12 protein-coding genes are annotated in these 9,104 nt (G+C 49.9%); 5 read left to right on the top strand and 7 right to left on the bottom strand.

Annotated elements, in window-relative coordinates:
* Nucleotides 1–1,121: diaminopimelate decarboxylase (gene lysA, locus ACTHSP_RS14455; protein ID WP_440346329.1), on the bottom strand; the 1,121-nt coding region annotated here is incomplete at its 3' end.
* 16 nt (nt 1,122–1,137) lie between these two features.
* A complete protein-coding gene (gene lptM, locus ACTHSP_RS14450; protein ID WP_003684659.1) occupies nt 1,138–1,329 on the bottom strand; it encodes an LPS translocon maturation chaperone LptM in 192 nt (63 codons plus the stop codon).
* Between the two features lie 50 nt (nt 1,330–1,379).
* Here lptM and cyaY point away from each other — a divergent pair, with 50 nt between their 5' ends.
* The 3 genes from cyaY (at nt 1,380) to ACTHSP_RS14435 (ending at nt 3,846) form a co-directional block, all read left to right on the top strand.
* Nucleotides 1,380–1,703, top strand: a complete 324-nt coding sequence (gene cyaY / locus ACTHSP_RS14445; protein WP_254322258.1) for an iron donor protein CyaY — start codon at nt 1,380–1,382, stop codon at nt 1,701–1,703.
* Nucleotides 1,704–1,757: 54 nt separating this feature from the next.
* A complete protein-coding gene (gene luxS / locus ACTHSP_RS14440; RefSeq protein WP_314513724.1) occupies nt 1,758–2,264 on the top strand; it encodes an S-ribosylhomocysteine lyase in 507 nt (168 codons plus the stop codon).
* 184 nt (nt 2,265–2,448) lie between these two features.
* Nucleotides 2,449–3,846: a hypothetical protein gene (locus ACTHSP_RS14435; RefSeq protein ID WP_314513722.1), complete on the top strand. Its 1,398-nt coding sequence runs from the start codon at nt 2,449–2,451 to the stop codon at nt 3,844–3,846.
* Between the two features lie 102 nt (nt 3,847–3,948).
* Here the strand turns inward: ACTHSP_RS14435 and ACTHSP_RS14430 are convergent, their stop codons facing one another.
* From ACTHSP_RS14430 to ACTHSP_RS14415, 4 genes are all read right to left on the bottom strand, one after another.
* Nucleotides 3,949–4,638, bottom strand: a complete 690-nt coding sequence (locus tag ACTHSP_RS14430) for a hypothetical protein (protein WP_314513721.1) — start codon at nt 4,636–4,638, stop codon at nt 3,949–3,951.
* Nucleotides 4,620–5,675: a beta-ketoacyl synthase N-terminal-like domain-containing protein gene (locus ACTHSP_RS14425; protein WP_314513728.1), complete on the bottom strand. Its 1,056-nt coding sequence runs from the start codon at nt 5,673–5,675 to the stop codon at nt 4,620–4,622. The genes ACTHSP_RS14430 and ACTHSP_RS14425 overlap by 19 nt, the downstream gene beginning before the upstream one ends.
* Nucleotides 5,672–5,962: a phosphopantetheine-binding protein gene (locus ACTHSP_RS14420; protein WP_314513719.1), complete on the bottom strand. Its 291-nt coding sequence runs from the start codon at nt 5,960–5,962 to the stop codon at nt 5,672–5,674. Before ACTHSP_RS14420 ends, ACTHSP_RS14425 begins: the two co-directional genes overlap by 4 nt.
* 83 nt (nt 5,963–6,045) lie before the next feature.
* Nucleotides 6,046–6,771 (bottom strand): 16S rRNA (uracil(1498)-N(3))-methyltransferase, encoded by a 726-nt coding sequence (locus ACTHSP_RS14415; RefSeq protein WP_440346328.1) that lies wholly within the window; start codon nt 6,769–6,771, stop codon nt 6,046–6,048.
* 166 nt (nt 6,772–6,937) lie between these two features.
* Here ACTHSP_RS14415 and ACTHSP_RS14410 point away from each other — a divergent pair, with 166 nt between their 5' ends.
* Complete coding sequence (locus ACTHSP_RS14410; protein WP_070606136.1) at nt 6,938–7,726, top strand: inositol monophosphatase family protein; 789 nt, start codon at nt 6,938–6,940, stop codon at nt 7,724–7,726.
* A gap of 264 nt (nt 7,727–7,990) precedes the next feature.
* Here the strand turns inward: ACTHSP_RS14410 and ACTHSP_RS14405 are convergent, their stop codons facing one another.
* Entirely contained in the window at nt 7,991–8,458 is a 468-nt protein-coding gene (locus tag ACTHSP_RS14405) for a YchJ family protein (protein ID WP_440346327.1), read from the bottom strand.
* Between the two features lie 206 nt (nt 8,459–8,664).
* On the opposite strand from ACTHSP_RS14405, the gene ACTHSP_RS14400 reads away from it, so the two are divergent.
* Nucleotides 8,665–9,104, top strand: a 440-nt coding sequence (locus ACTHSP_RS14400; protein WP_440346326.1) for an RnfABCDGE type electron transport complex subunit B, incomplete at its 3' end; no start/stop codon positions are given.

Here is a 9,104-nt window from a genome sequence, read left to right as displayed (position 1 = left end):
TTGCGCGTGTTGTAGTTGCTCGCCATGCTTGAGCCATACGCACCGGCGCTGCGGATAAGCAGCAAATCCCCTTCTTCGCAGGCGATGGTGCGGTCTTTGCCGAGGAAGTCGCCGGTTTCGCAAATCGGGCCGACGATATTGGCCGTCAGAGGCTCAATGTCTTTGGTTTCGACCGCTTCGATGTGATGATAGGCATCATAAAGCGCCGGACGCATCAAATCGTTCATCGCTGCATCAACCATCACAAAGTTTTTCTCTTCGCCATGTTTGACGAATTCGACTCGCGTCAACAACGCACCTGCATTGCCAACCAAACTACGGCCTGGCTCGAGGACCAGTTTCAGACGGCGTGTGCCGATCAGTTTTTGAACGGCTTGGGCATACGCTCCCAAATCAGGCACATTTTCGTCTTGGTAAACAATGCCGACACCGCCGCCCAAGTCCAAGTGTTCCAACACAATGCCTTCGTCTGCCAGTTGGTCGACCAAGGCCAAAATACGTTCGCAGGCTTCGATGAGCGGGCTGAGGTCGGTCAGTTGCGAGCCGATATGGCAGTCGATACCAACGATTTTCAAATGGCTTTGTCGGGAAGCATGACGATAGGCCTCAAGCGCATCGGCATAGACAATACCGAATTTATTGGCTTTCAAACCGGTGGAGATATAAGGGTGGGTTTTGGCATCGACATCGGGATTGACGCGCAGGGAAACCGGGGCGACTTTACCCAAACGCGCGGCAACTTTTTGAATGCGGTCGATTTCGGGGATGCTTTCCATATTGAAGCATTTCACGCCGACATTCAGCGCAAACTCGATTTCTGCCTCACTCTTACCCACACCGGAAAAAATCGTTTTCGCCGCATCGCCGCCGGCCGCCAAAACGCGCGCCAACTCGCCGCCGGACACAATGTCAAAACCGCTCCTCAAAGAAGCAAAGTGCTTGATGATGCTCAAGTTGCTATTCGCTTTAACCGCGTAGCAGACAAGCGGATTCAAAGCGGCAAACGCGGTTTGGTAGTTTTCAAACGCCTCGGTCAGCGCAGATTTGCTGTACACATAAAGCGGCGTACCAAACTCTTCGGCAAGGTGGGAATAAGGGATTTGTTCGCAGGATAAGGTCATGTTTGTGAAGTCTTTTTTAATCGTTGGTTTGAGTGGTCGGCTCTTTTGCCGTATCGAATTTCAAGCCGGTTTGAATCACGCCGAAGCGCGCCTTGTCGCCTTCTTTGGGCAGGTAGAGATCGCCTTTGTAGCCGCAGGCAGAGAGCAGCAGAGCCGTTGCTGCTGCAAAAAATACGCCGTATTTCATCAGTAAAACTTTCTTCATCATTACGAATGTGGCAAGATTCGGTATCTTAAACAAAAACCACACAAAAAGCCATGATGACCGAAAGCGAATTCATCCGCATGAGCGAAGAATTGTTCGAACACATCGAAGACCAAATCGACGAAAACGGCTGGGATTTCGACTGCCAGTTTGCCGGAAACGTACTGACCATCGAAGCCGAAGACGGCACGCAAATCATCGTCAACCGCCACACGCCCAACCAAGAATTGTGGATTGCCGCCAAAAGCGGCGGCTACCATTTCGCCGAGCAAAACGGCAAATGGCTGGCAACGCGCGACAGCCGCGATTTCTACGACGTTTTAAACGAAGCACTGAGTGAGGCTTCGGGCGAAGCAGTTGAGATTGCGGAATTGTGATTCAGTCTTCAAATATCCCTAGCTAAAAATCTATTTACCTCAAAGGACACCCAAATGCCCCTACTAGACAGTTTCAAAGTTGACCACACCCGTATGCATGCCCCTGCCGTACGCGTGGCAAAAACCATGACCACGCCCAAAGGCGACACTATTACCGTGTTTGACCTGCGTTTCTGCATTCCCAACAAAGAAATCCTGCCTGAAAAAGGCATTCACACGCTGGAGCACCTGTTCGCAGGCTTTATGCGCGATCACTTAAACGGCAACGGCGTTGAAATCATCGATATCTCACCGATGGGCTGCCGCACCGGTTTCTACATGAGCCTCATCGGCACGCCCGACGAGCAAAAAGTAGCCGACGCATGGCTCGCTTCAATGCAGGATGTTTTGACCGTTCAAGACCAAAGCAAAATCCCCGAACTGAACGAATACCAATGCGGTACTTACCTGATGCACTCTCTTGCCGAAGCACACGGAATCGCCCAAAACGTTTTGGCACGCAAAGTAGCCGTCAATAAAAACGAAGAGCTGACATTGGACGAAAGCCTGTTAAACGCTTAATCCACTATGACAACAAAGGCCGTCTGAAACTTTATATAACAAGTTTCAGACGGCCTAAGACCTTTTATTCCAATTTTCAACCTTTCAGCCACAGTTTTACACCGCCTAAAAATAAGTTGGCGGATGCTGACAGTGTACATAGTATAATTACACTTTAAACAAACAACCTGATTCTATTGCCTTTATGAAACCGTTTTTCTGCAAAACCGCCATTGCCCTCAGCCTGGCCCTCCCCGCCGCCGCCAACGCTGCCGAGTATGTCTGCAATGTTGAAGGCATCTCTGTTTATGCTTCATACCCACTCAACAATACCTGCCGCGTAGTTGACACAAACACCACCACAGAGAGCAGCACTGTTGCAGAACCTAACGTATTTACTGAATCTGAACCAACTAATAAATCCGTTACAAATGGTTCTGCTATTATCAACGATATGTCTGCTTTAAAAACGGTACAAACAACAGAATTTAAAACATCTGCCGCTGACTACGTTCATGCTTCTCAAGCAACGTCCGCGGTACAAACCCCAGTCGTTGTTGCTCGAAATGAATACGGTATTCCCGCACCTATTTCCATTCCGATGGCACAAGCACGTCTAACTTCTCAAATTGACAAAAATGTTGCTGACGGCCTTGCCATTCTCAGCGATACAGCTGTTTTAGACACTACCCCTACAATAAAGTCTGAAATTGACACTACCGACGTTCTCAACGTCATGCCTGCTACTGCACAGCCTCAAACTATGGCTGATCAAACTCCAAACAATACTCCTGCCCCTATTACGCAAACCCTTCCAACAACATCTGCGATTCAAATCCCTCAAACAATTATTCAGAATCCTGTTGTTTCACCCCAAACACCTGATAGAACTACGGCCAAACAAAATAACCAAACCGTAATTGCCTCAGATGAAGCAATTGACAAAACACCTATCAAAGTTGAAACCAAGCGTAAAGGTAAAGCCTATACCAAAACCTCAACCCGACAGAATACAAAAAACACCAATACTGGTAAAACAACTGTCGCAAACACGGCTAACGAACAAACGATTAAAACCGTTGTTGCGCCAACAGTAGAATTAAATGTACCAAATAAACCTGCTACAACGGTTTCCCCGGTAGATCAAAGCAAAATATCTGCGCAAACACCTTTCCCTAAGGCATATACACCGGCTGCTAATATTCCGTTTGATCCAAGCAATGTTTACAACGATATCAAAATTCTGCCCCATATTCCGATTACCAGCGTAACCAACACAGCCGAAGCCGCCAATCCGCGTCTGAATATTATCTTGCGCAACCGTCCGGGCAAATCACGCGCTTCTTCATACAGCAAATACAAAGCCCCTGTTATCCGTACTGCTCCTGTGGTTACGCCGGCTCCTAAGCCAAGCCCTAAAGAAACCCGCAAACAGATATTGCAGACCGAAGTACGCAATGAACAGGCTGCCATTACCCGCCTTCAAACCCAGTTGAACGCGGCCAAACAAAAAGGCGATCAGATTAAAATCCAACAACTGACCCGTACCATCAACGCCCGTCAAGCGAATATCCGCGCTATTCAAGGCGAGATGTCTCGTTGATTGGTTTTTGATACAAAAAGGCCGTCTGAAAATATTTTCAGACGGCCTTTTTAATGGTGCAAACCTTATTTATTCAAAAGACAAATACTAATCATTTGCCGATCACGCCAAAGTACATTTCTTTACAACCCTACCCTCGTGCGCCATTACTGCTTCTATCCAATCGGCGATATTTTGCCAATAATATTGCGGATTTTCAGACGGCCTATCAGTCTGAGTACCTTCATCATTCAACACAACGGGAACACCCTGCTCTGCACCGGCTTCAAGCACAATCCAAATACTGCCTTCATGAGTATCGGCATGAGCTGCTTGATGTTCATATGCCCAACCAACCGCAGCTTGTCCGCCATTTTGCAAAGACTGCATCGCCAGAGATAATGGATGAAAGCAGGTATCTACATTGTTGTCGGCAGTAACAACCAAAGTTGCACCATGCGTTCCTAACGCTCGCGCGGCATGAAAAACGGGAGCATTGTGTAGGTTGGCAATAAAGTCAAACGGCATCGCGGCGTGATGGTTCAGCACATTGTCTGCCATTTTTTCAAATACGGATGGCGAAGAAAACGGCGTACCGAGAAAAACAGCGCAATCAGGACGGATTTCGCTTTGTTCCTTCAGTTGCCCTGCACCAAGCGCGGCAATCAAACTCAAACGGCTGAGGCGGCGGGTATCTATACCGCTTTGCTGCTTTAAGGTTTGTTTGAGGATTTTTCCGCTGGTGCCGGCGTCAGTATCAAAACGCACAGCGGCAGTAATACGGATATTAGGATTTACGGTTGCCATTGCCATACCAAAGATGTGTTGCTGCCGCCAAAGCCAAACTGATTGGCCAAACAGAAAAAGCCGCCTTTTTGTGAAGCCGCGCACTCGGAAAAACGAATTTCCTGCCCCTGATAATCGCTGCTTCCGCCTTGTTTTAAAGCGGATAAAAGCAGGGCTGTTTCAAGGGCTGCCGTGGCGCCAAGCGTGTGTCCGATTTGCGGTTTGAACGCCATTAGAGGCGGCAGCGTACCGAATATATTTTCCAGTGCGGCCAATTCGGCGCCATCGCTGTCAGCCGTACCGATGCCGTGTGTTTTAACGGCCGCAATGCTTTCAGGAGCGATGCCTGCAATATCTAACGCACGTCGCATCACTTGCTCTTGCGCTTGGCCATCGCTTTGAATCAGGTCATTGCCTGTATTGGCAGCGTGTCCTATAAGTTTCAGACGGCCTGAAGATTCAGGAGCAGCGGAAGATAAGGCAAGCGCGGCAACACCTTCGCCTAAAATCAAACCGTTTCCGCCAAAAGGCTGATACTGTTCGGCCAGCAAACCCAAGCTGTGAAAATGCAGCAAAGTCAGCCGGTTGAGGTTTTCAATACCAAGCACAAAGGCACGCTCCGCCCCGCCGCGCAAATAATAATCCGCCTGAATCAGCGCATGGGCGGATGAAGTGCAGGCAGTAGCGAAACTGAAAATCTGCCGATTGCCGCTACGCCGGCGCAAATCTTCGGCAAGATAAAGCAGATTGTGTTCCTCTACCGCCCTATTGCCCGCAACATGGCGGTTTTCATATTCGGAGATGGAATAGGAACTGGAACCAATAAACACCGGCGCATCATGCCAACTTTCAGACAGCCAGCCTGCATTTTCGGCAGCTCGGTGCAAATGTTGTTCGGCGATATCCGCAAATTCCTTCCGCCCTAAACTGTCGTCGGCGAATGCACGAAAATAAGCAGCCTGCTGCGGTTGGTTTAAAAACGTATAAGACACCGCATCAGGCCGTCTGAAATCCGTTTGCGGATTAAAGGCAGAAGTGGCCGCCGTACCGCAAACCCAACTCACGCGCCATGCTCCGCACGGATAAACGCCGCCAAATCGCGTACGCACATCATATGTTTGCGCACCATCCGGTCGCCCTGCAGACGCACTTGGAAATACTGTTGCAAGGCAACGCTGATTTGCAGCGCATCAAGCGAATCCAAACCGACCGGACTGTCATCGCCAAACAAAAGTGCATCGTCGGTGAAATCATCCATATCCACATCGTCGGCCTTATCGGCCTCTTGCACGATTAACTTTTTCAATTCCGCTTCCAGCTCGTGCTCGACCAGTGTAAAGGTGTAAGACATTTTTTAAACTCCCATTTTTATCTCATGAAGCAACAGCTCGCTTTAGCGAAACTCGCTACGCTCGTTTTCAGACGGCCTGAACTTTATGCAAAATCGCCCCAAAGCGTCTGCATGGCGGCAATGGCCGCAAGTGAGGCGGTTTCGGTACGCAACACCCGTTTGCCAAGCGTAACGGATTGAAAACCGGCATCAAGTGCCCGCTGCTCTTCCTTCTCCGTCCAGCCGCCTTCCGGGCCGACCATAAACACGACCTTGCCGGATTGCGGCCGAACATCGCCCAGTTTTTGTGCGCGGTTCAAGCTCATTAACAGTTTGGTTGTTTCCTGCGGCAACTGCTGCAGAGCCTGTGCATAAGTCGTCAGTGGCAAAACCTTCGGCACAATATTGCGGCCGCTTTGTTCACACGCCGAAACGACTATTTCCTGCCAACGTGCCACCCGCTTTTCAGCGCGTTCGCCGCTCAAGCGGACGACACAGCGTTCGCTGATGACCGGGCGAATTTCTGCCACGCCCAATTCCACGCTTTTCTGCAAAGTAAAATCCATGCGCTCGGCGGCGGATACCGCCTGTACCAACGTAATGTTCAGCGGCGATTCGTTGTCCGTTGCCTCTTCACGCAGAATACGCACGCTGGCGCGGCGTTTTTCCAAAACTTCGGGCAAAGCCGGATATGCCTTGCCATTGCCGTTGAACAACACGATTTCTTCCGTGTTTTTCACGCGCAATACATTTAGATGGCGCACCACATTATCGGGCAATTCGACCACGCTGTCTGGAATTAAGGCAAAATCAACATAAAATCGGGGCATGGTTTCCTGCTTTATTCATGTATATAATTTAAATTTAAAATTTCATGAATGAAGTTGAAACACGGCGACATGCTCCTGCCTGATTTCGATTTCATCCACTATAATTTGAAAACTTCCCGAATTTTAATCCACTGTCACGCAAAACTGCAAAAAACAAGGATACGCCGTGCTATACCGTTTACAGAAAGTCGTCCGCCACATCGCCCAAACCGAAGTCATGCCGCGTTTTCTGAACACGCCGTCACGACGCAAGGAAGACGGCTCGGTTTTGAGTGAAGCAGATTTGGCCGCACAAACCGCTTTTGCCGCCGCCCTGCCCTTATTGGAGGATTGCCCGATGTTGGGCGAGGAGATGAGCGCTCAGGAGCAAACCCGTTTGTGGAACGAACATTCAGACGGCCTGTGGATTGTCGACCCCATCGACGGCACAAACAACTTCGTCAACGGTTTGCCGCATTTTGCTGTATCCGTCGCGCTGGTTAAAAACGGCCACGCCGAATTGGGCGTGATTTACAATCCGGTCAGCGGCGAATGTTTCTATGCCGAACGCGGCAAAGGCGCATTCCTCAACGGCACGCCGCTGCCGCTGCGCTCCGAAAACAAAAAACTCAACGAATCCATTGCCGGCGTAGAAATCAAATACCTGCGTTCGGGCAAACTCGCCAGCCGCATGAACACCCTTGCCCCATTCGGCACAATCCGCAGCATGGGCAGCAGCACGCTCGATTGGTGCTACCTTGCCAGCGGCCGCTACGATATTTACATCCACGGCGGACAAAAGCTGTGGGACTACGCTGCCGGCGCATTGATTTTTGAAGAAGCCGGCGGCTGTCTGACCACTTTGGAGGGCGACGATTTTTGGAGCGGCGAACATGTATTCAAGCGTTCCGTCATCGCCGCATTGCAACCCGAGCTGTTTCAGCAATGGGTAAAATGGATTCGAGAAAATCAGTAAAAATACCGTTCATCCTCAAAAAATCACGATTATCTTGCAACTTATTGAAATTATTTCACTTCTTAACAGCATTTAATACTAAAAACGGTAGAATATTAATCGCTGACACAACACCGCTCTTTCATCCCTTTTGGGCGGTGCAGCAAGTAAGACGTTTTCCCGCAATGTATTGGCCATTCATACTTCTCCCTTAGTATGAATGGTTTTTTTTATCTGAAAAAACAGCTCAGGCCGTCTGAACGTTCAGACGGCCTGTTTACACTACTATTTGAAAAACTGTCCGCAACACGCCTTAAACTTTTTGCCCGAGCCACACAAACAAGGCTGTTTCATCGTCGGCAAGGCAACGGTCGGATCAATAAAGTACCAACGCCCGTCTATTTTCACAAACGCCGACAATTCATGATGGCACTCAGTTTGCCCGTTCTCCTCAAAATACGCCTCAAACTCGACCAAAGCATGCAGCTTACCAAACGGCACATGACGGATAACCTTCAATCCAGACCACTGCGTCTGTCTACTCCATGACGCCAAATCCTGCTTGTCCAACAAATTCTGCTGCGCAGGGACAGTCGTGTCCACGATATAGTCGATTTCCTGTAAAACATACGCGCTGTAACGCGAACGCATCAACTCTTCCGCCGTCGAGGCCGCCGCCTCACGCGCATGAAACGGTGCGCAACATTCCGCATAAACGCGCCCCGACTGACAGGGGCAAAGTGTAGCCGTCATTCCTAATTACCCGAATAAATCCATTTCAAAATTATAACGCAAACCCGACTCAGGCCGTCTGAAAACGAGTGTAGCGAGTTCGCCAAAACGATTGTAACGAGTTTCCCAAAACAAGCGTGGAGAGTTTCACTAAAATAAGCAAAGCGGGTTTCGCCAAAACAAACGCAACAATCTGATATAATGCGCCTTTTCGATTTTGACTATCCATGATGACCATTCCCATCCAAAGCATCAGCCGCCTGTTGCCGCAAACCCAATGCCGTGAGTGCGGCTATGAAGGCTGCTTACCCTATGCGCGCGCCCTGTCGGCAGGGGAAGCGCCGGTAAACCTGTGCGCGCCGGGTGGGGAAACCGTCATGAAAGACATTGCCGACCTATTGGGCAAGCCCTACCTCGCTCCGGCAAAAACACAAATCAAAGCCGTAGCCCTGATTGACGAAGCCGTCTGTATCGGCTGTACCGCCTGCATCCGCGCCTGCCCTGTCGATGCCATTATGGGAGCATCCAAACTGATGCACACCGTCATCAGCGACGAATGCACCGGCTGCGGCTTGTGCGTTACCCCATGTCCCGTCGACTGCATCGACATGGTTCCCGTATCGCAGCCCTTCCTGCCGTCCGCACGCCGTTTCAGCACCTCTGCCGA

The sequence above is a fragment of the Neisseria sp. P0001.S005 genome (assembly GCF_051963715.1).
Note: the sequence above shows the minus strand (reverse complement) of the source record. Positions and strands in the feature narration are given on the sequence as shown.

Excerpts from the sequence above, each read along its gene's own strand:
- lptM (WP_003684659.1), bottom strand. The coding sequence starts at position 1,329 with ATGATGAAGAAAGTTTTACTGATGAAATACGGCGTATTTTTTGCAGCA.
- cyaY (WP_254322258.1), top strand. The coding sequence starts at position 1,380 with ATGATGACCGAAAGCGAATTCATCCGCATGAGCGAAGAATTGTTCGAA.
- ACTHSP_RS14430 (WP_314513721.1), bottom strand. The coding sequence starts at position 4,638 with ATGGCAATGGCAACCGTAAATCCTAATATCCGTATTACTGCCGCTGTG.
- luxS (WP_314513724.1), top strand. The coding sequence starts at position 1,758 with ATGCCCCTACTAGACAGTTTCAAAGTTGACCACACCCGTATGCATGCC.
- ACTHSP_RS14435 (WP_314513722.1), top strand. The coding sequence starts at position 2,449 with ATGAAACCGTTTTTCTGCAAAACCGCCATTGCCCTCAGCCTGGCCCTC.
- ACTHSP_RS14405 (WP_440346327.1), bottom strand. The coding sequence starts at position 8,458 with ATGACGGCTACACTTTGCCCCTGTCAGTCGGGGCGCGTTTATGCGGAA.
- ACTHSP_RS14415 (WP_440346328.1), bottom strand. The coding sequence starts at position 6,771 with ATGCCCCGATTTTATGTTGATTTTGCCTTAATTCCAGACAGCGTGGTC.
- ACTHSP_RS14420 (WP_314513719.1), bottom strand. The coding sequence starts at position 5,962 with ATGTCTTACACCTTTACACTGGTCGAGCACGAGCTGGAAGCGGAATTG.